This is a genomic window from Rhodoglobus sp. G.S.23 (genome assembly GCF_056675935.1).
In genome coordinates this window covers 850,380-875,138 of the sequence record NZ_CM155237.1, presented here as the reverse complement: position 1 = coordinate 875,138, position 24,759 = coordinate 850,380, and the positions used below count along the sequence as shown (strand labels likewise).

Here is a 24,759-nt window from a genome sequence, read left to right as displayed (position 1 = left end):
TGCACAGGCGAAATTGGGCTGCTCGGTCGTAGTGTTGAGGCATGTCGCCACACACCGTTGCCGCACTGCTTGGGGTTCGCCGTCGCGGTGCCCTCGTTGCTCAGTTGAGTTGCACAACTGCACACACCACCACCGTAATCGCGCCGTTTACCGGGCAGCGGCTACACGAGTTGCCACAGAGTTCCGTCGACGATGTTCGGGATGCCGCAGCATCCGCTCGGGTGGCCCAGCTGGCGTGGCACGCCGCCGGTTTTGCCCACCGTCGCCGTGTGCTTTTGCGCGCCCACGACCTCCTCCTTGAGCGACGCGAAGAGTTGCTTGATTTGCTGCAAACTGAGACTGGCAAGACTCGTGGCCAAGCCTTCGAGGAAATCTTTCAGGCCGCATCCGTCACTCGCTACTACGCGGTGTCAGCGAAACGTGTGCTCGCCAGCACACGCCGGAGATCAAGCATCCCGTTGGTGCTGAGCACTCGAGTTAGTTACCGCCCCAAGCAACTCGTCGGCATCATCACGCCGTGGAATTACCCGATCGCTCTCGGGGCTATGGATGTTGTTCCCGCGCTCGCCGCCGGAAGCGCCGTCATCCAGAAGATCGACAACCAGGGCGCCCTCGCGATGCTTGCTACTCGGGAGGCCTACATCGACGCGGGAGTGCCAGCGGAATTGTGGCCCATAGCCGCTGGCCCCGGCAACGAAGTGGGCAACGCGGTAGTCGACGCGTGTGATTACGTATGCTTCACCGGGTCAACACCGACGGGAACGAGCGTCGGCGCGAGAGCTGCAGGCCGACTCATCGGGGCTTCGCTCGAACTCGGTGGCAAAAACCCCCTACTCGTGCTCGCGGATGCCGATCCAGCTACAGCAGCAGCGGATGCGGTCTATGCGTGCTTCGCCTCGATGGGCCAACTGTGTGTCTCCATCGAACGCATCTATGTGCACGAGTCCATCGCCGAAGAGTTCACCCGCGAGCTTGCTACCCGAGTGACCTACCTCAACCAGACTGCGGCACTCGACTACAGCGGTGACGTCGGATCCCTCACCTCAGCGGCCCAGCTTGAGCGCGTTCAGAAACACGTTGACGATGCGTTAGCAAAGGGCGCCGTCGTGCATGCGGGAGGGTATGCGCGACCCGAGATCGGGCCATACTTTTTCGCTCCAACGGTGCTCGGCAACGTCACTCCGGAGATGGAATGCTACGCAAACGAAACGTTCGGGCCCGTCGTAGCAATCGCCGCGGTTGCGAGCGATACGGAAGCTATTGACCGAGCCAACGATTCCGAATTTGGCCTGAACGCCGCTATCTTCAGTGGCTCGGTCACCCATGCCAGACGGCTAGCTGACCGCCTCGATGCGGGAAGCGTGAATATCAACGAAGGCTATCGAGGCAGCTTTTCTAGCGTTGATGCACCCATGGGTGGCATGAAGAGCTCAGGGCTTGGTCGCCGCAATGGGCCAGAAGGCATCTTGCGGTTCGTGCAATCGCGCACAGTTTCGCAATCGAACGGCATTCTGCAATTGCCGCGTACTGGCGCAGAATTCGCGGCGCTGGCTGGCATCATGATCACGCTGCTGAGCGCGCTGAAGCTCTTGCGACGACGCTAGGTCGCTTCGTTGTCGAACGGCGCTTTCTCCCCGGAAGGGAGTTCGCTCTTGCTCTTGGCGAGAGCAGCCTGACGTTCTGCATAGGCCGCTGACCGCGGGGGCCGCACCGTCACCGGCGGGGTGTCATCGTCGAGAAGCGCGTCACGGATGATGCGGCGCGGGTCATACTGGCGCGGATCAAGTTGCTTCCAGTCGATCTCGTCGAAGTCGGGGCCCATCTCTTCGCGCATGCGATCTTTCGCACCGTTGGCCATGTCTCGCAGCGAGCGGACGAGGCGAGCAAGCTGAGACGCGTAGTACGGCAAGCGTTCTGGCCCAAGCAAAAAGACAGCGATAAGCCCAATGATGAGCAGCTTGTCGAAACTGAGACCGAAGGACACCCGTTTAGCTTACCGGCGGCAACGCTCGCTGCGTCTACAGTTGAGGCAGCGATAGGAGCAATGTGTCAGACAAGCAGTTGAGCTGGAAGTACGCCGAGGAGTTCGTTGTCGAACGCCCAGAGATCGCTGCGGCGCGCGTACATTCCAGTGAACTCGGCATTGAAGCTGTTTCGCCAGCAGTGGGAGCGCAATTAGCGATACTCGCTGCCGCAACCAGCGCCAAGAGCATCATCGAAGTTGGCACCGGCGTTGGCATCAGTGGACTGTGGATGCTCGCCGGTAGCCCAACAGCGCTACTCACAACCATCGACTCTGAACTTGATCACCAGCAGGTAGCGCGCGCCGTCTTCGCGGAGGCCAATATTCCCGCGAATCGGGTTCGCCAGATCGGCGGCAAGGCCTCTGAAGTTCTGCCGCGCATGAACGAGTCAAGTTATGACCTCGTCTTCATCGATGCGGACCCTCAATCAGTCATCGAGTATGTCGAACACGGACTTCGACTCGTCAGACCGGGCGGCGTCGTTGCTGTTGCCCATGCTCTGTGGCGTGACCGGGTCGCTGACCCTGCTCAACGTGATGCCACCGTGTCGAACTTTCGGTCGCTGCTTAACGAGATCTCTCAGTCTGAGGCGGTAATCAGTTCTCTCATTCCCGTCGGTGACGGTCTGCTGCAGCTCACCAAGCTGAGCGACTAACAACGCACTACCTCGTTTCGAAGTCGGCACGCGGCGCTGTGCCGTTAGCCCTATACCGCGGTTAGCTCACTCTCAGCCCGGGTACGTAGTGTTGAGACAATGACACTGAACGATGTGGATGGCTGGGTACAGGTGCGGGGTGCTCGTGAGCACAATCTCCGCAACATCGACGTCGACATCCCTCGAGACTCATTAGTGGTTTTCACCGGAGTCTCTGGCTCAGGAAAGTCTTCGCTCGCCTTTGGCACTCTCTACGCGGAAGCCCAAAGACGCTACTTTGAATCGGTAGCGCCTTATGCTCGCCGCTTACTCAATCAAGTGGGCGCTCCCGACGTGGGTGAGATTTCGGGATTGCCACCGGCTGTGGCACTCCAGCAACGCCGCGGTGCCCCAAGTTCACGATCAAGCGTTGGCACCATCACGACTCTGTCGAATTTGCTGCGCATGTTGTATTCCCGCGCTGGCAACTATCCCGCGGGCATCGACCATCTTTCGGCCGAAGCATTCTCCCCAAACACTGTCGCCGGCGCGTGCCCTCGCTGCCACGGTCTCGGCGTTGTGCATGACGTCACGGAAGAGCTTCTCGTTCCCGATACGTCCCTCAGCATCCGCAATGGTGCCATTGCGGCGTGGCCAGGGGCGTGGCAGGGCGCGAACCTGCGCAGCATCGTTACTGGTCTCGGAATCGATATCGAGAAGCCGTGGCGGTCACTGACTCGCGCAGATCGGGACTGGTTGCTGTACACAGAAGAACAACCATCCGTGCTGGTGAAACCCGAGCGAGATCGGGTTGACTTCGGCTACTACGGCAAATTCTGGAGTGCACGCAAGCACATCATGAACGTGTTGGCACAGTCACAGAGCCAACGGATGCGCGACCGCGCGTTGCGCTTCGTGCAGAGCATGGGCTGCCCCGACTGCGCCGGTAGTGGGCTCCAGCCAAACGCGCGGGCAGTCACGTTCGCTGGCCTCAGCATCGCCGAAATGAATGCCGTGCCGTTGGCCGACCTCACCGTTCAGTTGCGTCAGGGAATCGACGCATCCGGTGCGCCACAGGCGACTGACTCGACCGCACCGCACGACCCCAACGAGGTAGCCGCTCGTATTGGTAACGACATCATCGCCCGCGTTGAGGTCCTGCTGGATCTCGGCCTCGGCTATCTCAGTCTCGGACGAAATTCCACCACGCTCTCCCCCGGTGAATCTCAACGACTACGCATTGCGACCCAACTGCGTTCCGGCCTCTTCGGCGTAATCTACGTTCTCGATGAACCCTCCGCGGGATTGCACCCTGCCGATGCGCAACCGCTACTCGATGTACTCGACCGGTTGAAGGCATCCGGCAACTCGCTCTTCGTAGTCGAACACGATCTCGACGTCATCCGTCGCGCCGATTGGGTGATCGACATCGGTCCCCGAGCGGGCGAAGGCGGCGGAGAACTCGTCTACTCGGGGCCCGTCGCTGGGCTGCAGGACGTTGACGAGTCCATAACGGGCCACTATCTCTTTCCGCGGGCCGAGGCTCCCGCTCATCCAATCCGTGAGGCTCATTCGTGGTTGCGCCTGCGGGGCGCTTCGCTCCACAACCTTCGCGATGTCTCGGTGGACATTCCGCTCGGCGTCATGACCACGGTGACCGGCGTTTCAGGGTCAGGCAAGTCGACTCTCGTCACTCAGGTGCTCGCGAGCGTCGTGCGCAACCATCTCGGTACGGCACCGGATGATGCAGACGACGCACAGCTGCAGGTGGAAGTGGATGCCGCCACTGGCGTCGAAGCGTTCAGTCGCCTCGTGCTTGTTGACCAGCGCCCCATCGGGCGAACACCGCGATCGAATCTCGCCACCTACACCGGAATGTTCGACGTCGTGCGCAAACTCTTCGCAGCAACGGATGCGGCGAAAGCACGCGGATTTAGCGCAAGCCGTTTTTCGTTTAACGTTGTTGGCGGCCGCTGCGAGACCTGCCAGGGCGAAGGATTCGTCTCGGTCGAGTTGCTCTTTCTGCCCGGCACTTACGCGCCGTGCCAAACCTGTCACGGTGCGCGCTACAACGCGGAAACGCTTGAGGTTGAATATCACGGAGAGTCGATTGCGTCAGTGTTGAAGATGACCGTCGACACAGCAGCAGAATTCTTCGCCGACGTGCCATCGGCCTCCCGCAGTCTCGAGACACTTCGGGATGTCGGGCTTGGCTATCTTCGACTCGGACAGCCAGCCACGGAGCTCAGCGGTGGCGAGGCGCAACGCATCAAGTTGGCGACCGAACTGCAGCGCGCTCATCGCGGACACGCGCTTTTCTTGCTCGACGAGCCAACCTCTGGCCTCCACCCCGCGGATGTGCGGCTACTGCTCGAACAATTGCAGCGTCTTGTAGACGCCGGAAACACTGTGGTGCTCGTAGAACACGATCAAGCCGCCATCACAGCAAGTGACTGGGTCATCGATTTGGGGCCCCGCGGTGGCGATGCAGGCGGCCAGATTGTGGCGGAGGGTACGCCAAACGACATTGCGCAGGGCACCGGAGCGACCGCGGTGCACCTGGCGGCCTGGATCGCTCAGCAGCAGGCGGCAACGAGCGCACCTCAGCAATCAGCGACTGCACGCCCGTAGAACCACGAAAGCGCCAACCGGAACCCGGCTGGCGCTTTCGTTGAAACTAAATGCTCGGGAAAGATTGCGGAAGATTCCGCACAATCACTGGCACTGAGTGGAGCTACCTAGACGGAAGCTACAACACCCGCAAGTGCGTCGTGCAGTTCTTTAGCTTCGTCATCGTTCACAGAAACAACGAGACGACCGCCGCCTTCGAGAGGTACTCGAACAATAATGAGTCGACCCTCTTTGACAGCCTCCATCGGCCCGTCACCGGTCCTCGGCTTCATGGCTGCCATAGCTAGTCCCCTTTCATCGGTACTTAGTTCTATTATCCCGCATAGATCGCCGATACTGAAACTCTGTCGGCTCATCTCTGGAGAACTCGTCACTTTATGGTGGAGTCCAGTCGTAGTTGTCGACCCACCACGCGATATGGATCCACGCCCACTGGCCAGCAATACAGGCGAGTAACAAGAGGATTCGGTAGGTGGGTGACCGTGGCTGCGCGAGCACTCCCGCCAACGGGAACATCGGCATCAGCAGACGGAACGTGCTCGATTGGGGAAAGAACACTGCCAAGAGATAGAGCGCATAGCTCGCCAGCCACAAACGTAGATCAACGCCTAAGCGGCGTGCCGGCCGAGTAAGCAAGAGCCCGAAGAAACCGACAACAGCCGCAACCAACAGTGCCGAAAGTAGCCACTGCGGGATGTTCCACCACAGCTGCCAGAAGCCAGCGGCCTGGAACCAGGCGGTAAACGGCACAAGTTCGACCTGACCGATATAGGGAGCGCGCCACGCCAATTCAGTATCGGTGTAGGCGGTTATGGACCCGGTCATCGCAGCCGCAATGAGCAACCACGCAAACCCCATCACCACGCTGAACACGGTTGCCGAGATCGCAGCAATTGCCTCGTTCCGCGGGAAACCATCGCGGTCGCGAACCCACCACCGATAAACAACATGCAGCCCAAGGGCGAGCGCGAACGCAAGCCCGCTTGGTCTCGTCAGCGACATGACGGCAATGACCGGCAGCAGCATCCAGTACTGGCGTTTCATGAGCCAGTACAGCGCAAGCATGAGCAAAAACAGTGACATCGACTCGGCGTATGACACTTGCAGAATGGGCGACAGCGGAGCGAAACAAAAAACTGCCACAGCGAACAGCGCCGAATTCGAGGGAAGCACGCGGCTCATCAGCCGGTAAAACAACAATGAAGAACCGAGCGCGAAGCCAACCGAGACAATCACCCCGGCGTAGGCGAAGTCGAGGGTCGTCACCATCATGACAAAACGCACTACGGCGGGATAACCGGGCATGAACGCCCACGCATTCTCAGCGACGTGCCCGGCTTCATTCATCGGCAGCTCCGTCGGATAGCCCGTGAGCGCAATGATGTAATACCAGTGCCCGTCCCAGATTTTCGCGAACGAAAAATAGTCTGGCTTGGGCCCCGTCCACGCGTTGGCACCCTGAGCGGATGCGTACGCCAACAGCAGCGACGTCGTCACCACTCGCGAGGCAACAAAAATTGCGATGACCGCAATCCACCATCGCTCAGGAGCGAGTACCGCAGTCGTCGCGCGGCGCACCACGGAGGCTAGCGAGCCGTCAGCCACGCTCTCAACCCTTGCTCGCAGGCCACAATCTCCCGCGTCGCCACGCGCTCATCGTCAGCGTGAGCACGCAGAGGGTTTCCCGGTCCGTAGTTCACGGCTGGCACGCCGAGTTCAGCGAAGCGCGCTACATCGGTCCAGCCATATTTCGGTGCCGGCGTTCCACCAACGGCGGCGAGAAAGTTTCGCGCAAGCGGAGCATCGAGTCCAGGGCGAGCACCACCAGCAAGGTCAGTAACAACGAAATCGAAGCCAGCAAAGACGTGGCGCAAGTGATCGATTGCCTGATCGGTGCTGCGGTCGGGCGCGAACCGGAAATTGACGGTGACTGTCGCGGCATCCGGGATCACATTGCCAGCAACGCCACCAGTGATGCCGACGGCGTTGAGGCCCTCGCGGTAAACCAGCCCATCGACTTCGTGCTGCTCTGGCTCGTAGGCAGCCAGGATCGCCAGAATGGGCGCTGCTGCGTGGATTGCGTTCTCGCCCATCCACGCGCGCGCTGAGTGTGCGCGAAGGCCAGTCAACGCGATGTCGATGCGTGCGGTTCCATTGCAGCCACCTTCCACCGTGGCGTTCGAAGGTTCACCAATAATGGCGAAGTCGCCGGCCATCAAATCCGGACGATTGCGGGCGATACGACCGAGCCCGTTGAGCTCAGCGGCAACCTCCTCGTGGTCATAGAAAATCCACGTAACGTCAACGGCGGGGTCAGTGAGTTCTGCAGCCAACTTGAGAGCAATCGCAACGCCACCCTTCATGTCGACCGTGCCGCGGCCAACCAGGTGTTCCTCGCCATCAATCGTCTCAAGGGTGGTTGGCAGGTTTGCGTTCACTGGAACAGTGTCGAGATGGCCAGCGATCACTACACGCTGCGCCTTACCGCCGTTCGTTCGAGCAACGACGGCATCCGCATCCCGAATCACTTCAAGGTGGCTGAACGCCCGAAGCGCAATCTCCACGGCATCCGCGATGCGCTGTTCATTGCCGGAGACCGACTCAATATCGCAAATTTGGCGGGTCAGTTCGGGGCTTGAGGCACCCAAATCGAGCACGGGAACGGTGGGATCGGTCACAGGCATGCACCCAGTGTAAGTAACCTTGATGCATGACTTCGCGCACAGCATGGGGATACGGACTCGCAACAATCGCCGGCGACGGAACAACACTCGATGTGTGGTTCCCCGCTCCGCACTTGGGATCCATCCCAGAGGGCACCGACCCGCACTACGCCCCCGCCAATCTCGAACAGCATTTAGGGGCAGACGATCGGCGCCGCGTTACCACCGAATTCGTGACGATCGAGATCAATTTGGATGCCGCACCGCAGAACACGGCAGACGCCTACCTGCGACTTCACCTACTCAGTCACCTGCTCGTCGAGCCAAACAGCATCAACCTCGACGGACTCTTCGGCGCACTTCCGATCGTTGTCTGGACGAACGCCGGAGCCGTTCATCCCAACGATTACGCGGAATTGCGCGTCTCCCTGCAGCGCGCTGGCATTGCAATCACTGGAATCGACAAGTTCCCGCGCCTGCTCGACTACGTCGTACCGGAGCGCGTTCGTATTGCGGACGCCTCGCGAGTGCGCCTCGGCGCCTACCTCTCCCCCGGCACCACCGTCATGCACGAGGGATTCGTCAACTTCAACGCCGGAACGCTCGGTAGCTCGATGGTCGAGGGCCGCATCTCTCAGGGCGTTGTCGTCGGTGATGGTGCCGATATCGGCGGCGGAGCATCCATCATGGGAACTCTCAGCGGCGGGGGCACCGAGCGTGTCTCCATCGGCGAACGCGCACTACTCGGCGCCAATTCGGGAATCGGAATCGCGATCGGCGACGACACCGTCGTCGAAGCAGGGCTCTATGTCACGGCAGGCACCAAGGTCACCATCATTGATGGTTCGGCGACGCCGCGCCGCGTCAAGGCTGTCGAGCTGAGTGGCGTGAACGGCCTCCTCTTCCGGCGCAATTCGCTCACGGGCGGCGTTGAAGTTCTCCCTCGCAGCGGCAGCGGTGTAGTGCTCAATACGGCACTGCACGCCTAGCGTGAAGCCCTAACCCAGCAGACGCGAAACGGCCGGCTTCCCGAGGGAAGCCGGCCGTTCGTGATTAAGCGGTGTGTGCGACTAGCGCTGGGGCCACGCCCGGGTTTCAGGGCCCGTGTACAACTGCTGCGGGCGACCGATTTTCGTGTTCGGGTCTTCATTCATTTCGCGCCAGTTGGCGATCCAGCCAGGAAGGCGGCCAATCGCGAACAGCACGGTGAACATGCGTGGAGGGAAGCCCATCGCCTTGTAGATGACTCCCGTGTAGAAGTCGACGTTGGGGTAAAGCTTGCGCGAGATGAAGTAGTCGTCCGCGAGAGCAACCTCTTCGAGTTCGCGCGCGATGTCGAGCAGGGGGTCGCTGACGCCAAGATCGGCGAGCACCTCATCCGCACTCTCTTTCACGAGACGCGCACGCGGGTCAAAGCTCTTGTAGACGCGGTGGCCGAAGCCCATCAACCGCACGCCTTCTTCTTTGCGCTTGACGCGTTCCACGAACTTCTGAACGCCTTCGCCAGACTGCTGGATCTCGCCAAGCATCTTGAGCACGGCCTCGTTTGCGCCGCCGTGAAGCGGGCCGTAGAGGGCATTGATGCCTGCAGAAATCGACGCAAAGATGTTGGCTTCTGTCGAACCGACGAGCCGCACCGTTGAGGTGGATGCGTTCTGCTCGTGGTCTTCGTGCAAGATAAGAAGGCGGTCGAGCGCCTTGCTCAGCACGGGGTTGACCGTGTAGTCCTCGGCCATGTTGCCGAAGTTGAGCTTCAAGAAGTTGTCGACGAAGCTCAACGAGTTGTCGGGGTAGAGCAGCGCCTGACCAAGAGACTTCTTGTGAGCGTAGGCGGCGATGACGGGCAGCTTCGCGAGCAAACGGATGGTCGAAAGCTCGACCTGCTCGGGGTCTCGCACGTCATGCGAGTCTTCGTAGTAGGTCGACAAGGCTGACACTGCGCTTGAGAGCACAGACATGGGGTGCGCGCTGTGCGGCAGTGCATCAAAGAAGCGACGGAGGTCCTCATGCAAGAGAGTGTGACGACGAATCTTTTCGTCAAATTCCTCGAGCTGTGACGCAGAAGGAAGCTCACCATAAATGAGCAGCCACGCGACTTCGAGGTACGTGGAGTTCGCGGCAACATCTTCGATCGCATAACCGCGATAACGCAGGATGCCACGATCGCCATCGATGTAGGTGATCTCACTACGAGTCGATGCCGTGTTAACGAAACCTTGATCAAGCGCCGTATAGCCGGTCTGCTTCATGAAGGTCGAGATATCGATGCTGTTGTGACCATCGACTCCACGAATTATCGGGAATTCGGCAGCGCCACCCGGAAAATGGAGGATGGCCTTCTCTGGGTCTTGAGGGGCTTCATTCACCGCTACAGCCTATCGGGCTTGAATGGCCAGTGTCACACCAGCCAAGCAAACCGCTCATGCTTTAGAGGTCAAAGACAAGGCCTTGGCGATTTAGTGCACTTAAGACAGCAATTCGAGCCGCGCGACCGCATCTGCAATCGTGTCATCGCTTGCCGTCAGCGCAATCCGCACATGCCGTGCCGGGGACTCGCCATAGAACGATCCCGGAACAACAAGGATGCCTGACTGAGCAAGATCTCCGACTGTCTGCCACGAATCTTCATTCTTTGTCGCCCACAGGTAGAGCCCGGCGTCACTGTCATCAATCTGGAATCCGGCACGCTCAAGCGCCGGCAGCAACTTCGCTCGCCGCGCACGATACAGCTCGCGTTGATCTGCGACATGAGCTTCATCACGCAGCGCAGTAACCATGGCCTCTTGAACAGGCCCTGGCACGATGAGCCCAGCGTGCTTGCGCACCGCAAGCACTTCAGAAATGAGAGCCGAGCATCCGGCGACAAAAGCGGCACGATAGCCAGCGAGGTTCGACTGCTTGCTCAGCGAATAGACGGCGAGCACTGACGAACGATCGTCGCCGATTACCTCGGGGTCAAGGATCGATGGTGTGGGGTCGTGACCCTTCCAATTGAGCTCGGCGTAGCACTCGTCTGAAGCAATCACCGCCCCTAACTCACGGGCGCGCTCAACCGCGGCCCGCAACTGGGCGACATCCGCTACCCGACCATCGGGGTTACCCGGGCTATTGAGCCACACGAGGGCGGTGTTTTCGGGCCACTCTGCAGGATCGTCTGAGGCCAACGCGGTCGCGCCGACCAACGCGGCGCCAATTGCATACGTCGGATAGGCGACCGAGGGATGCACGACCGTGTCGCCTTTGCGCAGCCCCAGCAGCAGTGGCAACAGCGCCACCAGCTCCTTGGAGCCAACCGTTGGCAGAACATTGTTAACCGTCAGCCCGGTGACACCACGGCGACGGGCGAACCATTCGACAATTGCTTCGCGCAATTGCACCGTGCCGGTCGTTGTGGGGTAGGCGTGTGCATCCGTTGCTGCAGCCAACGACTCGCGGATGATCGCCGGGGTCGGGTCTACCGGAGAACCAACTGAAAGATCTACGAAACCGTCAGGATGAGTGCGCGCAATAGTGCCGTAGGGAACTAGAGCATCCCACGGAAAATCGGGCAACGCTAACGGTGTGCGCCCCATCAGTCTGAGGATCCACCACCCTCAGGAAGTGCAGCAACAAGCGCGTGATCTTTGTGAATCACGCCAACCTTCGCAGCTCCACCTGGCGAGCTGTTATCAAGGAGATCGAAGAACTCGACGTTGGCCTTGTAATAATCTGCCCACTTATCGGGCACGTCATCTTCGTAATAGATGGCCTCAACGGGACACACGGGCTCACACGCACCGCAATCGACGCACTCATCGGGCTGGATGTAGAGCATGCGGTCGCCCTCATAGATGCAATCGACGGGGCATTCGTCGACACACGCGCGATCCTTCAGATCGACACACGGCTGGGCGATGATGTACGTCAAGAGATATCCGCACCTTTCACGGGAGAGTTCAACTCAATGTTATCGCGGCTCGACACCGAAGCCTGACGATTCACCCGAGGCCACCCCACCACCACCAGAACGATCAAGACTGGGGCAAAGGTCCACACATAACCCGAGACATTTCCGGGGATCAGCATTGATCCTCCCGGCATCGCTGTCGCCAAAATTGCCGACATCAACAACACTCCAAGCGAAGCAAAACCCGGCGCAACTCTCGTGTCATAGATCAAGCGCAATCCCAAGACGAGAGCCGTCGTGAGGGCAATCGCAGCAATGATCCCCCACGGCACCCGCACCCCCGCCAGAGTGATAGTCGACTGGTGAACAGCGGTAAGCACTAATCCGACCAGTGCGCCAACAGCTGTCGAAACGATAGCGAGCATCACGCGTTCGAGACGATTGCGCTCGCCGATCACCAATTCCCGGCGACGAAGACGTCGCAAGTACTCCGAAGGCGTCGAAACGCTCTCACCGATGGGCGGCTCAGTGCTGTAAATCTCCATGGCACGACGCTTGAACGCAATAGCAGTGGCAGACGAGACAGCAACGCCCCGATCAACAGGCACCGAGGATGCCGTATAGAAGGGAACCGCGGCGAGCTCAGTTGCGAGCGCCGTCGCCTCACGCACGAGCCGCGCATCCGACTCATGCTCACTGCCGCTGGCATAGGAGGCATAGCTAACAACGACATCCGGCTTCAGCGAGGTTATGGCTGCGGCCAGATCCGCAGCGAGGTCGCGCGGGGACAGTCTGGTGAACTGCTGCCCGCCATCTTCTCGCAAGATGTGGTGCGAAGTGATGCCCAAAATCTGGCGCGCGGCGGCGTGGGCTTCGTCTAACTGCGGCGAACTGCTGCACGCAAGAACGATGAGTTCTGTGCCGCGCTGAACGAGAGAAGCAATGGTGGCACCGAAGACTCTGGCCTCATCTTCGGGGCGCGCAGCAATAATCAGCACCCGCTGTGCTCGATCTTTCATGGCCTGACCTCCACTGGTTGCTTGCAGTGAACAGAATAAGCACAGGTAGGCAGAATACGGTTGCTTAGGTTAGGCTTACCAACCTGCCCAAATTTCATTTCTACGAGAGAGTCCAGTGCTCGCTAACTTTCTGATTGGTCTCCGTGAGGGCCTTGAAGCCGCACTAGTAGTAGGCATCTTGATTGCCTACGTTCGCAAGATCGATCGACGAGACGTCCTCCCCCGCATTTGGCTCGGCATTGGGCTAGCCGTGGTCATTTCTCTCGGACTCGGCGCGAGTCTGACGTTTGGCGCTTACGGGCTTTCGTTCCAAGCTCAAGAACTTATCGGCGGCATCCTCTCCATCATCGCCACTGCTTTTGTCACGTGGATGATCTTCTGGATGCTGCGCGCCGCACGCGGTCTCGGTCGCGAACTCCGCAACGAAGTCGACTCGCACCTCACCGGCGCTGGCTGGGGCCTCGTTCTCGTGGCGTTTCTGGCAGTCGGTCGCGAAGGAATTGAGACGGCATTGTTCATTTGGGCCGCAGTTCAGGCAAGCGGTTCAACAGCGTTGCCCCTCACCGGCGCCGCTCTGGGCATCGCTGCCTCGATCGTGCTCGGTTACCTCATCTACCGCGGCGTAGTGAGCATCAATCTCACTCGCTTTTTCACGTGGACTGGGGCCATTCTCATCGTCGTCGCCGCTGGCGTTCTCGCCTACGGCGTTCACGATCTGCAGGAAGCTGGCGTGCTGCCAGGACTCAACGCCCTTGCCTTCGACGTCAGTGCCATTATCCCGCCAAGCAGCTGGTACGGCACGATCCTCAAGGGAACCCTCAACTTCTCTCCCGCCACCACCTGGTTGGAAGCAGCAGTGTGGATCGGCTATGTAGCAACTGTTATGACAATCTTCATTCGCACCGTTCGCGGGCATGGGCGCTCAGATAAGCCCATCGCTCCCGCAGCATCCCTCAGCACTCAAGGAGCCTGATGACCACCCGCCCCTCCCGCCTCGGATTACTCGCGGCGGCCACTGTCGCTGCGCTCGCGCTTACCGGCTGCGTTGCCAACAACACCGGCGCTGCCGCAGACAACACCATTACGGTCGACAGCAGCGCCACTGAGTGCACCGTGAGCGCAAATGAAGCGCCAAGCGGCAACCTCGTATTCTCTGTGACCAACTCTGGCGACCAGGTCACCGAGTTCTATCTCCTCGCGGATGACGGCTTACGCATTGTTGGTGAGGTAGAGAACATTGGCCCCGGAATCAGCCGCGATCTCGTCGTGCTTGCTCAGCCCGGTGACTACTTCACGATCTGCAAACCAGGAATGATCGGCGAGGGTGTCGGCAAGACAGCATTCACCGTTACTGATTCAGGCGCTGACCTTTCCTTCAGTGGGGACATCGCCGAGCAGGTTGAGGCGGCGAACGCCAACTACAAGAGTTACGTGAAAGACCAGATCGAAAACCTTGTTGTCGGCACCGAAGATTTTGCTGACGCTTACATTGCTGGCGATGACGACACCGCCCGCGCCCTTTACGCCCCCACCCGCGTGTTCTGGGAGCGCGTCGAGACTGTCGCTGAGTCCTTCGGCGACCTCGACCCCCGTATGGACCTCCGTGAGGCAGACCTCGAAGACGGCCAAGAGTGGACTGGCTGGCACGCAATCGAGAAAGATCTCTGGCCAGCGGATGCCGAAGCCGGTTTCGAAGCATACGACCAGTCGAAGCGTGAAGCGCTTGCCTCGCAGCTCGTGGAAGACACGAACACGTTATACGCCAACGTGCAGGGCCTCGAGTTCACGCTCGACCAGCAAACCAACGGTGCCATTGGACTGCTCGACGAGGTTGCCAGTGGCAAGGTGACAGGCGAAGAGGAGTTCTGGTCGCACACCGACCTGTGGGATTTCCAAGCCAACATTGATGGTGCCCGCATTCTTTACGATGGCGTTCGCGACATCCTCATGGTTAAGGATGCCGAACTTGCTGAGACTCTCGACGCTGAGTTCGAACAGCTCCAGACATTGCTCGACGAGCAGCGAGTCGGCGATGGCTTCCGTCTTTACACTGAGCTATCGACGACTGAGATTCGCGCGTTCTCTGATCAGGTCAATGCTCTGGCAGAGCCTCTCTCCCGCCTCACCGCGGTACTGGTCCTCTAGGCAGACGACTCAACCCCGAAAGATTAGCTCTGGCGAAAGATGAAACCACCGGCCTCTCGCGGCGCGGCCTCTTCGGGCTAGCCGGAGCCGGCGTGATTGGCGCCGGCTTGGGCGTCGGTGGAACATTCGCTCTCGGCGGCGATTCAACCGCGACCGGCAACGCTGTGGCGTCAACCTACCCGTTTTTCGGTAAAAACCAGTCGGGAATCACTACTCCGGCACAAGACCGGCTCCACTTTGCGGCGTTCGATGTCAACGAGATCTCGCGTGATGAGCTCATTGAGTTGCTCCGCGACTGGAGCTACGCGGCAGCGCGAATGACGGCGGGTGATGGCGCGGGAGACTACGGCCCCGCCAGCGGTCCCTACGATGCCCCACCGGATGACACGGGAGAAGCGCTCGACCTCCCACCCGGGGGCCTCACGATCACCTTTGGTTTCGGCCCGAGCCTGTTCGATGACAGATTCGGACTCGCAAACAAGCGTCCGTCTGCGCTCATCGACCTGCCTAAGTTCCCTAGCGACGCGCTGCAGCCCGAACTAGTCGGCGGCGACCTCTGTATTCAGGCGTGCAGCGACGATCCGCAGGTGGCGGTGCACGCGATCCGCAATCTTTCTCGTATTGCCTTCGGTAGGGCTACTCTTCGCTGGTCGCAATTGGGCTTCGGGCGCACCTCGTCAACGACTCGAGCTCAGAAGACACCTCGCAATCTTTTCGGTTTCAAAGACGGCACTGCCAACTTGCGCGCCGAAGACACTGCAGGTGTCGAAAAGCATGTGTGGGCCGCTGCCAGCGATGGCAGCTCGTGGATGGCCGGAGGCTCATATCTCGTGAGCCGCAAGATTCGCATGACCGTCGAAACTTGGGACCGCACTTCGCTTCGGGAACAAGAAACAATCTTCGGGCGCACGAAGGGCGAAGGCGCCCCGTTGAGTGGCGGTAGCGAGTTCACTGACCCCGACTTCAGCCAGACTGGTCGCGATGACGCGCCTCTCATCGATGAAAATTCTCACGTGAAGTTGGCGCATCCCGAGAGCCATGGTGGTGCGCAGATTCTGCGTCGCGGCTATAACTTCGTGGATGGAAACGATGACCTCGGTCGTCTCAATGCCGGCCTATTCTTCATCAGCTTCCAGCGGGACCCCGGCACACAATTTGTGCCTATCCAGCTCGCACTTTCCCGCAACGACCTCATGAACGAGTACGTGCGATATGTGGGTTCGGCTATCTTCGCCGTGCCTCCGGGCACTACAGCGTCCAGCTTTGTCGGCGCCGGAATGTTCGACTTGGCCTAGTTCACGGGTCGTCGGCGGCCGTCGATCGCCTGCGTGACGCGTCGATCGCCCACGCGAAGCGTCGATCGCCCACGCGAAGCGTCGATCGCCCACGCGAAGCGTCGATCGCCCCCGTCAGGCGTGGATCTCCCAGCTGAACGGTACTGCGGCGTTGAGCAGACTATTCGCTTGCGGGCGCCACGGTGTAGTTAGCGGTGTAGCCGTCATCGGTTTTGGCGACGATCACGCCACCTACCCAGGTGTCACTCGTGAAGATGACGGTGCCTTCACCGTCGGAGTCGGCGCCCTGCAGCTGAAGCTCGAAGCCAGCATCCTTCAGCGCCGTCTCGATACCGTCGAGGGGTGATTCCTGCCCGGCCAAGATCGTGACGTTATAACCGCGTTGGTCGCCCTCTCCCGCTGCGATTCCAAACTGCACGTCACCGGAGACGACAGGAACCTCGCTGGGGAAACCCTCGGGGATCTCTTTGCCGCCCAAGTCGACCTGCCCGCCCGTTGCCTGCTCGACGATGTTCTCAATAGGGTTGCCGAAACAGCCCGAGAGTGCCGGGGTCACGCCCAAGGCAAGAACTACGGCAATGGATGCACTGATGCGTCGTTTCGGGCTAATCATGACTACTCTCCTGCTGTTCGTGACGGGGCTGATGTTCAGGACGGACAATACGCGCCATGGCTGTCGCTCGGGTTAACGAACAATGCAGCCACGGCCTGATGACCGTAGCTGCATCGTACTCCCGCAAGGCTAACGATTCCTCGCTAGCTCCTGAGGTAAGGGGTTAGGCGTTCTGCTTCTTGAGACGCGAAGTGCTGCGTGCGCGAGCGTTGCTGTCGAGCTCGACCTTGCGGATGCGGACGAACTCGGGCGTAACCTCGACACACTCGTCTTCGCGGGCGAATTCGAGGCACTCTTCCAACGTCAGCTTGCGCGACGGTGTCATACGCTCGAACGAGTCCGAGGTCGACTGGCGCATGTTGGTGAGCTGCTTTTCCTTGGTGATGTTGACGTCCATGTCGTCAGCGCGTGAGTTCTCGCCGACAACCATTCCTTCATAGACCTCTTGAGTCGGCTCTACGAAGAACGACATGCGCTCTTGAAGGGCAACCATCGCGAATGGGGTAGCAACACCGGCACGGTCGGCAACGATTGAACCGTTGACGCGGGTGAGGATTTCGCCTGCCCACTGCTCGTAGCCGTGAGACACAGCGTTGGCGATACCGGCACCACGCGTGATGGTCAAGAACTCGGTGCGGAATCCGATGAGTCCACGCGAAGGAACGATGAATTCCATGCGAACCCAGCCGGTGCCGTGGTTGCTCATGCCTTCCATGCGGCCCTTACGAGCGGCAAGAAGCTGAGTGATTGCGCCGAGGTATTCTTCCGGCGCATCGATCGTGAGGTGCTCGAATGGCTCGTGAACCTTGCCGTCAATCTTCTTGATAACTACCTGCGGCTTGCCGACAGTCAGCTCGAAGCCTTCACGACGCATCTGCTCGACGAGGATAGCGAGAGCGAGCTCTCCACGACCCTGGACTTCCCAAGCATCCGGGCGACCGATGTCGACGAGCTTGAGCGAAACGTTACCGACGAGCTCGCGGTCGAGACGGTCCTTGACCATGCGAGCGGTGAGCTTGTGGCCCTTGACCTTGCCGATAACCGGCGAGGTGTTTGTACCAATAGTCATCGAGATCGCGGGCTCGTCGACCGTGATGGTCGGAAGCGGGCGAACATCGTTGGGGTCACACAGGGTCTCACCGATGAAGATGTCTTCGAAGCCGGCAACAGCGACGATGTCACCGGGGCCAGCGCTCTCGGCAGGGTAACGGTCGAGAGCCTTGGTGATCATGAGCTCGGTTACGCGCACGTTGGCGACGCTTCCGTCGTGCTTGACCCAAGCGACCGTCTGGCCCTTTTTGATCGTTCCGTTGAAGACACGCAGCAAGGCGAGGCGACCGAGGAACGGTGAGGAGTCGAGGTTGGTAACCCACGCCTGAAGGGGGTGCTCATCGTCGTATGACGGCGCGGGAACGTGCCTGAGGATTGCATCGAACAGGGGCTCGAGGTCGTCGTTGTCTGGCAACGAGCCGTTCTCGGGCTTGTTCCAGCTAGCGGCACCAGCGCGGCCCGAAGCGTAAACGATCGGGACGTCGAGGATAGCGTCGAGGTCGAGGTCGGGAACGTCATCTGCCATGTCGCTTGCGAGGCCCAAAAGGAGGTCCTGGCTTTCGGCAACAACTTCGTCGATTCGCGCGTCTGGGCGGTCAGTCTTGTTGACCAAAAGAATGACGGGAAGCTTGGCTTCAAGCGCCTTACGCAGCACGAAGCGGGTCTGCGGAAGCGGGCCCTCACTGGCGTCGACGAGCAGAACTACGCCGTCAACCATGCTCAGTCCGCGCTCAACCTCGCCACCGAAGTCGGCGTGGCCGGGGGTGTCAATCACGTTGATCGTGATGGGGCTATCGGTGGCGTACTTGCCGTTGTACGAAATCGCAGTGTTCTTCGCGAGAATCGTGATGCCCTTTTCGCGCTCGAGCTCGTTCGAGTCCATGGCGCGCTCTTCGAGGTGCGCGTGCGCCTCGAACGAGTTCGTCTGGCGAAGCATCGCGTCAACGAGGGTGGTCTTTCCGTGGTCAACGTGGGCAACGATTGCTACGTTGCGCAAGTCGCTGCGAGTGGCCATAGCCATAGCAATATTCCTTAATTCATTGGAGGCTTTGCGGTCTCTCACCGCAGACGCTGCGCAGAAAATTTCGGCAGCAGATCGGCGGCCAAATGCCACCGGGTAAAGATCATGGGAGGGCGCAGAAGATCGTTCAGAGTATCCTGCTCGATCAGTTTACCCTGTTTAGCAAGAATTATCGCCGACTGCGCTCCAAGCGCAATGCAAGTACTACGGTTTCCAGTCCCAGACGTTCCACCAGATGCCAGGGCTCAACGATGAAAGCGATACTTCGGAAACTCGATCTTGGTCGTATGCCGCTGTCACGGGATACTGGAACAGCGGCATTCCGTAGCTGTTTTTCCAGAGTTCGGCATCTGCCTTCGCCAAAGAATCCGTTCGATCGGCTGCATCGAGAGTCACCGAATTTGCTTCCCGAAGGAGCGAGTCAACTCTCGAGTCTGAGAAGTAGTTGAGATTCGCGTAACCATCGGTTGCGAACACCGCTGGAGCGACTCCAACCCCCGGTTGCTCCGCCTGCCAGCTGAAGAGCGCCGCGTCGTAGGCTTCCGGCGTTCCGAGCGTCGCGCGCCAGTCTTCTGCCGAGCAATCGCTCACAACGAATCCCGCAGCCGCCGCAGATTCCTTGATCAGTTCGAACTCGATGAGACGCATGGGGTCCTCAGCAGCATAAAGAACGCACACAGCTGGCTTGGTTACGCCTGCTTCAGCCAAAAGTTCCTTAGCCAGAGTGATGTCAACTTCCGCGAAGAGGTCCGAACCATTGCTCGAGGTCACGCTTCGGTAATCGGGATCATGGGGAGCGAAGAGAAAAGAATCACGGAGTGTTGGCCGTGGCTGAACATCAGCAAGGGCGGCAGCGGCCAATTCCTTGCGAGGAACCGTCAAGAGGAAGGCTTCACGAACCGCGGGGTCGTCAAAGGTGCCGTTTTTAGATTCACCAAATTGGAGATCGAGGTGTTCGAAACTGTCGGTCGTGCCATCGATGACGGTGGCATCCATGGTTTCGAGCGCATCGCGAACCTCGGACCCCATCGTGGGAACCGCTATGTGCACCGAGCCGACGAGCAGTGCTTGAGCCTGCGCAAGCGGGTCAGCCATGAACCGCACGGTGATCTCTTGGAAGGTGGGCTGGCGGTCTCCGCTGTAGTTTTCGTTGGCACGCAAGGTCACATACTGGTTCGCTACGAGGTCAGAAACGACATACGGCCCATTCGATACAACCAGACTTGAGTTTGCCGGCATCCCTTGAAAATTGAAGACCGTATTCCAGGTGCGGGCAATCTGGGCAAGATCAGTGGTGTCATCCGCCGTAATCGCCGCATAGACCCGCTCCTTGGCCGTGATCGCGTCGTCATTCGCGAATGACATCATTCCCACGACATGCGCGGGCTTTGCCGCAGAACCGGCACCGAAGAATGCGGTCTGCCAATCAGCGAACGGCTCATCGAAGACCAGAGTGAGCGACATGCGATCATCACTAATCTGAGGAAGTTCGGTGACGAGATCGATACCGCTATTGCGTAGTGCCCCAGCATCGAACAGGACACGGTCATCCGCACGATCACGAGGAGCGCCGGTTTCAGGATCAACGGTTTCTGCCGGGTCGGCGTCCGGAGTGTTGAGAGCTCCGGATGTAGCCGCCCATTCCAGGAGGAGGTCCACCGCATCAACGGCTGTTCCATCTGACCACCGCACACCGTCAGACACTGTGTAGGTCACCGCAAGCGGGTCATCCGACACTTTCTCGTAGTGCCCAAAAGACTCGTCGCGAACCAGTTCGGATTCGTCGGTGAAGTAGTTGAATCCGGTGCCGGTCGCATAGGCAATATTGGCGTTGGTTTCGCCAGCACCAAAGGAGGTGACCGGGTTTGCCGATGTGTAGGGCTGGGAAACGGCGACGGTGAGTTCTGAACCGTCAATCGTTGTGGACTTCTGCGGGATGCAACCGGTGAGCACTAGCGCTGCACTGGCGGCAACCGCAATGGCCGCCATGATTCGTGTGGCGCTCACTAATCCTCCTGCATACGATCACGCGATGCACGGTGGCACGCTTGCGTCGATTCTAAGCGAGAAGGGCCGCCCCTAGTGGAACGGCCCTTCTCCCCTCATGAAACTAGGCGCCCAGCTTGATGTTGGCGCCGGGGATCGCCTCAAGCAGCTCCTGCGTGTACGGGTTGGTCGAATTCTCGAATACCTCGTCTGTGGTTGCCGCTTCAACAATGCGGCCACCCTGCATTACACACACGTTGTCAGCCACCAACCGCACAACCGCGAGGTCGTGGGTAATGAACAGGTAGGTGAGGTCGAGCTCGGTCTGCAACTCGGTGAGCAGGTTCAGCACTTGACCTTGGACCAACACGTCAAGGGCCGATACTGCTTCGTCAAGTACGAGCACATCGGGCTTGAGCGCAAGAGCGCGCGCAATGGCGACGCGTTGGCGCTGGCCACCGGAGAGCTCACCGGGATAACGGTGGCGAGTCGCCTGAGGCAGTGACACCTGATCGAGAAGTTCGCTCACACGGTTGAAGCGCTCCTTCGGAGTGCCCATGCTGTGCGCCAGCAAAGGTTCAGCGATCGTGTTTCCGACGCTGTATTGCGGGTCAAGGGAGCCGTAGGGATCCTGGAACACAGGTTGCACTCGGCGTCGGAAGTTCAGGAGCTCTTGCCCCTTGATTCCGGCCAGGTCAACCCCGTCAAACTCGATGCTTCCGCTCGTGAGGGATTCCAATTGCAGAATCAGTTTGGCGACAGTCGACTTGCCAGAGCCCGATTCGCCAACGAGGGCGGTTGTCGTTCCCTTTTTGACACCGAACGAGATGTCATTCACCGCAAGCAACTTGTCTTTGCGGAATCCCTGTTTGCGGATCTCGTAGACCTTGGTGATGTTGTTGACCTTGATGAGGTCAGTGCTTGCGCCTGCTTCGCGGCTTGCCGCACGCGCGATAAGCGCATCATCGAGCGAGCCCTGCCCGAAGATGTGGATATCGTTTTCGGAGCTTGTGTGCGACTTGATTGATTGGATGCGACGCGACGCGAGGCTCGGAGCTGCAGCAACGAGACGCTGAGTGTACGGATGCTGGGGGTTCTCGAGAATCTCGCGAGACGGACCCGACTCGACAACCTCGCCCTTGTACATCACGACTAGCTGCTCTGCACGTTCCGCGGCGAGGCCGAGATCGTGGGTGATGAACAGCACCGAGGTGCCGTAGTCACGCGTGAGCGTCTGCAGGTGGTCAAGAATCTGACGTTGCACTGTGACGTCGAGCGCTGAGGTTGGTTCGTCGGCGATCAGCAACTTCGGACGTGCCGAGAGGCCGATACCAATGAGTACGCGCTGACGCATTCCGCCCGAGAACTGGTGCGGAAACTGCTTGAGGCGTTCGCCAGCATCGCTGAGCCCTGCCTCTTTCAGTACTTCAATGGTGCGAGCCCGTGCAGCTTTACCCTGCGCGATTCCGTTGGCCTTGATGGCTTCTTCTACCTGAAATCCGATGCTCCACACCGGGTTCAAGTTCGACATCGGGTCTTGAGGTACATAACCGATTTGGCTTCCGCGAACCTCGGAAAATTGATCATCCGAGAATTTTGTGAGGTCGTTGCCTTCGAATTCAATCGAGCCGCCAAGCACCTTGCCTGTGCCGGGAAGCAGCCCGATCACTGCTTGCGCAGTGGTGGATTTTCCGGAACCGGACTCACCAACGATGGCGAGCGACTGTCCCTGATACAGAGTGAGGTCGATACCGCGCACTGCCTGAACAATGCCGCGCTGCGTTTCGAAACCAACTTCGAGGCCCCGAATTTTGAGAAGCGGGGTCTCTTCGTTTGAGGACCCTGAGGTCACGGGAACTGTTTCTGGATTAGTCATCGGCGTGCTCTCGCTTCCGGGTCAAGGGCATCGCGAACTACGTCGCCGAACATCAAGAAGGCGAGCACTGTAATTGACAGCGCAGCCGAAGGCAGCAACAGGGTCTGCGGGTGAGTACGAACAGTGACACGCGCCTGGTTAATGTCGTTACCCCAGGACATGACCGTTCCCGGGAGACCAATGCCAAGGAATCCCAGAGTCGCCTCAGCGACGATGAAGATACCGAGCGACACCGTTGCGATAACGATGACCGGCGCGATGGCGTTCGGAATGACGTGGCGAACAAGTGTCGTGAAACGCGAGACACCGAGCGCAGCAGATGCTGTCACGTAGTCGGAGTTGCGAGCCGAGAGCACTGAACCACGCATGATTCGCGCGATCTGCGGCCAGGCGAAGAGAGCGAGAACGAACGAAACGCTCACCGCATCCCGCACGGGGATGACCGAGATAACGACGATTGCACCAAGAACGGTCGGAATGGCGAAGAAGATGTCGCCGATACGCGAAACGAACGAGTCAAGAATTCCGCCATAAAAACCCGCGAGGGCTCCGATGATTCCGCCAAATAACGTGACCATGATCGTCGTGAGAAGACCAATCGTTACAGATGCTTGGGTTCCGAAAATGATTCGCGAGTAGACGTCGCAGCCTTGGCGTGTGAAGCCGAATGGATGCCCGGCTTGGGGATCGCCGTTGCTGAACTTCAAGTAGCACTCTGTTGGGCTATATGTGACAAAGAGGCTCGGGAAAGCAGCGACAACCACAATGACGAGGATGAGCACTGAAGAGATCCAGAACATCGGACGACGACGCATCGACTCCCAGGCGTCAGTCCATGTGCTGCGCGCCTTTCCTGATTCATCGACCTGATCGATCTCAGCAACCGGAGTGTCTGCGAGCGACGCGATGTAGTGTTCTTGGCCAGGACGATACCGGCCAGTGTTATTACTTGGCATAACGAATCCTTGGGTCGAGCGCGGCGTAGAGCAGGTCTACGAGCAGGTTGGCGAGCACGAAGATGATGACCATCACCGCGACGAACGAGACGACCGTTGGGCCTTCTCCCAACGTGATTGCCCGGTAGACGGTTCCACCGACACCGTTGATGTTGAAGATTCCCTCGGTGACGATCGCACCAACCATGAGCGATCCGATATCGACACCCAGGTAGGTAACAACCGGAACGAGTGAGTTGCGCAGTACGTGCACGGTAACCACTCGACGTCGAGATAGTCCCTTTGCTGTAGCGGTGCGCACAAAGTCAGCACCGAGGTTGTCTGCCACGCTTGCACGGGTCAATCGCACGATGTACGCGAACGAAACCGACGCCAACACGATGGCCGGCAGAATCAATTCGCCCCAGGGAGCGTCGCCGCTCACTGTCGTTCGAGCCCAACCGAGTTGGATGCCGAATACAAGTTGGAGCACAAAACCAACGACGAAGGTCGGCACTGAGATCAGCAGCAGGCTGATAACGAGAGCGGAAGCGTCGAACAGCTTTCCCTTGCGGAGCCCAGCTACGAGTCCAACGATGATGCCGAAGAAGGCTTCGAAGACGAGAGCGAGCAGTGCGAGTCGAGCGGTGATCGGGAACGCCTGAGTCATGACGTCAGCGACAGGCCGACCAGAGAAGGTTGTTCCGAAGTCACCCTGGAACAGTCCACCGATGTAGAGGAGGTACTGCACGAGGAAAGGCTTGTCGAGGTTGTACTCAGCTCGAATAGCTTCGATAACCCCGGGAGCTGGTGGATGATCACCGTAAAGTGCGGCGATGGGGTCGCCTGGCACCGCGAAAACCATGAAATAGATCAAGAAGGTTGCGCCGAAAAACACCGGAATCATCTGGAGGAAACGCTTGCCTGCGTACCAAAGCATCAGATAGTTCCCTCGATGGGACGGATAAACATAGGAATCAC

The 24,759-nt window shown here is 59.3% G+C and carries 21 protein-coding genes; 7 read left to right on the top strand and 14 right to left on the bottom strand.

Translation table 11 applies throughout. The annotated features are described in order from the left end of the window. Positions 1 to 41: 41 nt before the first annotated feature. The gene (locus AC1ENN_RS04200) at positions 42 to 1,604 is read left to right on the top strand and encodes a succinic semialdehyde dehydrogenase (RefSeq protein WP_480406740.1); all 1,563 of its coding nucleotides are present in this window, start codon (positions 42 to 44) and stop codon (positions 1,602 to 1,604) included. Here the strand turns inward: AC1ENN_RS04200 and AC1ENN_RS04195 are convergent. Further along, positions 1,601 to 1,984 (bottom strand): sec-independent translocase, encoded by a 384-nt coding sequence (locus AC1ENN_RS04195; RefSeq protein ID WP_449648630.1) that lies wholly within the window; start codon positions 1,982 to 1,984, stop codon positions 1,601 to 1,603. The two genes, AC1ENN_RS04200 and AC1ENN_RS04195, sit on opposite strands and share 4 nt — an antisense overlap. Positions 1,985 to 2,046: 62 nt before the next feature. Here AC1ENN_RS04195 and AC1ENN_RS04190 point away from each other — a divergent pair, with 62 nt between their 5' ends. Then, positions 2,047 to 2,679, top strand: coding sequence for an O-methyltransferase (locus AC1ENN_RS04190; protein ID WP_480406739.1), 633 nt, complete (start codon positions 2,047 to 2,049; stop codon positions 2,677 to 2,679). 99 nt (positions 2,680 to 2,778) lie between these two features. Then, the gene (gene uvrA / locus AC1ENN_RS04185; RefSeq protein ID WP_480406738.1) at positions 2,779 to 5,289 is read left to right on the top strand and encodes an excinuclease ABC subunit UvrA; all 2,511 of its coding nucleotides are present in this window, start codon (positions 2,779 to 2,781) and stop codon (positions 5,287 to 5,289) included. A 107-nt stretch (positions 5,290 to 5,396) separates the two neighbouring features. Here uvrA and AC1ENN_RS04180 read toward each other — a convergent pair whose 3' ends face one another. From AC1ENN_RS04180 to dapE, 3 genes are all read right to left on the bottom strand, one after another. Then, positions 5,397 to 5,570: a DUF3117 domain-containing protein gene (locus tag AC1ENN_RS04180; RefSeq protein ID WP_009774258.1), complete on the bottom strand. Its 174-nt coding sequence runs from the start codon at positions 5,568 to 5,570 to the stop codon at positions 5,397 to 5,399. Between the two features lie 94 nt (positions 5,571 to 5,664). Continuing rightward, complete coding sequence (locus AC1ENN_RS04175) at positions 5,665 to 6,894, bottom strand: hypothetical protein (RefSeq protein ID WP_480391894.1); 1,230 nt, start codon at positions 6,892 to 6,894, stop codon at positions 5,665 to 5,667. Beyond that, a complete protein-coding gene (gene dapE, locus AC1ENN_RS04170) occupies positions 6,876 to 7,973 on the bottom strand; it encodes a succinyl-diaminopimelate desuccinylase (protein ID WP_480391893.1) in 1,098 nt (365 codons plus the stop codon). Before dapE ends, AC1ENN_RS04175 begins: the two co-directional genes overlap by 19 nt. A gap of 26 nt (positions 7,974 to 7,999) precedes the next feature. Here dapE and dapD point away from each other — a divergent pair, with 26 nt between their 5' ends. Next, positions 8,000 to 8,941 (top strand): 2,3,4,5-tetrahydropyridine-2,6-dicarboxylate N-succinyltransferase, encoded by a 942-nt coding sequence (gene dapD, locus AC1ENN_RS04165; RefSeq protein WP_480391892.1) that lies wholly within the window; start codon positions 8,000 to 8,002, stop codon positions 8,939 to 8,941. Between the two features lie 81 nt (positions 8,942 to 9,022). Here the strand turns inward: dapD and AC1ENN_RS04160 are convergent, their stop codons facing one another. The 4 genes from AC1ENN_RS04160 to AC1ENN_RS04145 form a co-directional block, all read right to left on the bottom strand. Then, entirely contained in the window at positions 9,023 to 10,318 is a 1,296-nt protein-coding gene (locus AC1ENN_RS04160; RefSeq protein WP_449648636.1) for a citrate synthase, read from the bottom strand. A 99-nt stretch (positions 10,319 to 10,417) separates the two neighbouring features. After that, positions 10,418 to 11,524: a succinyldiaminopimelate transaminase gene (gene dapC / locus AC1ENN_RS04155; protein WP_480406737.1), complete on the bottom strand. Its 1,107-nt coding sequence runs from the start codon at positions 11,522 to 11,524 to the stop codon at positions 10,418 to 10,420. After that, a complete protein-coding gene (fdxA, locus tag AC1ENN_RS04150; RefSeq protein WP_449648638.1) occupies positions 11,524 to 11,859 on the bottom strand; it encodes a ferredoxin in 336 nt (111 codons plus the stop codon). The genes dapC and fdxA overlap by 1 nt, the downstream gene beginning before the upstream one ends. After that, complete coding sequence (locus AC1ENN_RS04145) at positions 11,856 to 12,857, bottom strand: PIG-L family deacetylase (RefSeq protein ID WP_480406736.1); 1,002 nt, start codon at positions 12,855 to 12,857, stop codon at positions 11,856 to 11,858. The genes fdxA and AC1ENN_RS04145 overlap by 4 nt, the downstream gene beginning before the upstream one ends. 115 nt (positions 12,858 to 12,972) lie before the next feature. On the opposite strand from AC1ENN_RS04145, the gene efeU reads away from it, so the two are divergent. Genes efeU through efeB form a run of 3 tightly spaced genes read left to right on the top strand, consistent with a single transcriptional unit; the run spans position 12,973 to position 16,297 of the window. Further along, a complete protein-coding gene (gene efeU / locus AC1ENN_RS04140; RefSeq protein WP_449648640.1) occupies positions 12,973 to 13,830 on the top strand; it encodes an iron uptake transporter permease EfeU in 858 nt (285 codons plus the stop codon). Continuing rightward, positions 13,830 to 15,002, top strand: coding sequence for an iron uptake system protein EfeO (gene efeO / locus AC1ENN_RS04135; protein ID WP_480406735.1), 1,173 nt, complete (start codon positions 13,830 to 13,832; stop codon positions 15,000 to 15,002). Before efeU ends, efeO begins: the two co-directional genes overlap by 1 nt. Before the next feature lie 29 nt (positions 15,003 to 15,031). Then, positions 15,032 to 16,297, top strand: a complete 1,266-nt coding sequence (efeB, locus tag AC1ENN_RS04130; protein ID WP_449648642.1) for an iron uptake transporter deferrochelatase/peroxidase subunit — start codon at positions 15,032 to 15,034, stop codon at positions 16,295 to 16,297. Between the two features lie 160 nt (positions 16,298 to 16,457). Here efeB and AC1ENN_RS04125 read toward each other — a convergent pair whose 3' ends face one another. From AC1ENN_RS04125 to AC1ENN_RS04100, 6 genes are all read right to left on the bottom strand, one after another. Further along, positions 16,458 to 16,910: a hypothetical protein gene (locus AC1ENN_RS04125; RefSeq protein ID WP_449648643.1), complete on the bottom strand. Its 453-nt coding sequence runs from the start codon at positions 16,908 to 16,910 to the stop codon at positions 16,458 to 16,460. A 163-nt stretch (positions 16,911 to 17,073) separates the two neighbouring features. Beyond that, positions 17,074 to 18,981, bottom strand: coding sequence for a translational GTPase TypA (typA, locus tag AC1ENN_RS04120; RefSeq protein ID WP_449648644.1), 1,908 nt, complete (start codon positions 18,979 to 18,981; stop codon positions 17,074 to 17,076). Positions 18,982 to 19,185: 204 nt separating this feature from the next. After that, a complete protein-coding gene (locus AC1ENN_RS04115) occupies positions 19,186 to 20,988 on the bottom strand; it encodes an ABC transporter family substrate-binding protein (RefSeq protein WP_449648645.1) in 1,803 nt (600 codons plus the stop codon). A gap of 103 nt (positions 20,989 to 21,091) precedes the next feature. Beyond that, complete coding sequence (locus tag AC1ENN_RS04110) at positions 21,092 to 22,843, bottom strand: dipeptide ABC transporter ATP-binding protein (RefSeq protein WP_480406734.1); 1,752 nt, start codon at positions 22,841 to 22,843, stop codon at positions 21,092 to 21,094. Further along, positions 22,840 to 23,799, bottom strand: coding sequence for an ABC transporter permease (locus AC1ENN_RS04105; RefSeq protein ID WP_449648647.1), 960 nt, complete (start codon positions 23,797 to 23,799; stop codon positions 22,840 to 22,842). Before AC1ENN_RS04105 ends, AC1ENN_RS04110 begins: the two co-directional genes overlap by 4 nt. Further along, complete coding sequence (locus tag AC1ENN_RS04100) at positions 23,789 to 24,718, bottom strand: ABC transporter permease (protein WP_449648648.1); 930 nt, start codon at positions 24,716 to 24,718, stop codon at positions 23,789 to 23,791. The genes AC1ENN_RS04105 and AC1ENN_RS04100 overlap by 11 nt, the downstream gene beginning before the upstream one ends. Between the last annotated feature and the right edge of the window lie 41 nt (positions 24,719 to 24,759).

Bases quoted from the DNA above. Each gene is read 5' to 3' on its own strand.
- AC1ENN_RS04200 (WP_480406740.1), top strand. From the start codon at position 42: ATGTCGCCACACACCGTTGCCGCACTGCTTGGGGTTCGCCGTCGCGGT.
- uvrA (WP_480406738.1), top strand. From the start codon at position 2,779: ATGACACTGAACGATGTGGATGGCTGGGTACAGGTGCGGGGTGCTCGT.
- AC1ENN_RS04180 (WP_009774258.1), bottom strand. From the start codon at position 5,570: ATGGCAGCCATGAAGCCGAGGACCGGTGACGGGCCGATGGAGGCTGTC.
- dapE (WP_480391893.1), bottom strand. From the start codon at position 7,973: ATGCCTGTGACCGATCCCACCGTTCCCGTGCTCGATTTGGGTGCCTCA.
- dapD (WP_480391892.1), top strand. From the start codon at position 8,000: ATGACTTCGCGCACAGCATGGGGATACGGACTCGCAACAATCGCCGGC.
- dapC (WP_480406737.1), bottom strand. From the start codon at position 11,524: ATGGGGCGCACACCGTTAGCGTTGCCCGATTTTCCGTGGGATGCTCTA.
- AC1ENN_RS04145 (WP_480406736.1), bottom strand. From the start codon at position 12,857: ATGAAAGATCGAGCACAGCGGGTGCTGATTATTGCTGCGCGCCCCGAA.
- efeO (WP_480406735.1), top strand. From the start codon at position 13,830: ATGACCACCCGCCCCTCCCGCCTCGGATTACTCGCGGCGGCCACTGTC.
- AC1ENN_RS04125 (WP_449648643.1), bottom strand. From the start codon at position 16,910: ATGATTAGCCCGAAACGACGCATCAGTGCATCCATTGCCGTAGTTCTT.
- typA (WP_449648644.1), bottom strand. From the start codon at position 18,981: ATGGCTATGGCCACTCGCAGCGACTTGCGCAACGTAGCAATCGTTGCC.
- AC1ENN_RS04110 (WP_480406734.1), bottom strand. From the start codon at position 22,843: ATGACTAATCCAGAAACAGTTCCCGTGACCTCAGGGTCCTCAAACGAA.
- AC1ENN_RS04105 (WP_449648647.1), bottom strand. From the start codon at position 23,799: ATGCCAAGTAATAACACTGGCCGGTATCGTCCTGGCCAAGAACACTAC.
- AC1ENN_RS04100 (WP_449648648.1), bottom strand. From the start codon at position 24,718: ATGCTTTGGTACGCAGGCAAGCGTTTCCTCCAGATGATTCCGGTGTTT.